Annotated in this window: 1 tRNA gene; it reads left to right on the top strand. The window is 56.0% G+C overall.

What is annotated here, in order from left to right:
• The first annotated feature begins 183 nt into the window (after positions 1 to 183).
• Positions 184 to 259 (top strand) — tRNA-Ala (locus tag OGY09_RS00020).
• Positions 260 to 268: the final 9 nt, after the last annotated feature.

Here is a 268-nt window from a genome sequence, read left to right as displayed (position 1 = left end):
GCTTGTAGCTCAGGTGGTTAGAGCGCACCCCTGATAAGGGTGAGGTCGGTGGTTCAAGTCCACTCAGGCCTACCAAATTCGCCTCCGTGCTGTGTTACGGCGATGCTCGCATACTTCAGTATGCTTCGCACCAACGCGCCTTGCCCGGAAACGAATTAGGGTACAGAGATTAGCATTTACGATGGGGTTATAGCTCAGCTGGGAGAGCGCCTGCCTTGCACGCAGGAGGTCTGCGGTTCGATCCCGCATAGCTCCACCATCCTTACTG

Source organism: Citrobacter sp. Cpo071, from assembly GCF_030332765.1.
Lineage (GTDB): Bacteria > Pseudomonadota > Gammaproteobacteria > Enterobacterales > Enterobacteriaceae > Citrobacter > Citrobacter portucalensis.
Note: the sequence above shows the minus strand (reverse complement) of the source record. Positions and strands in the feature narration are given on the sequence as shown.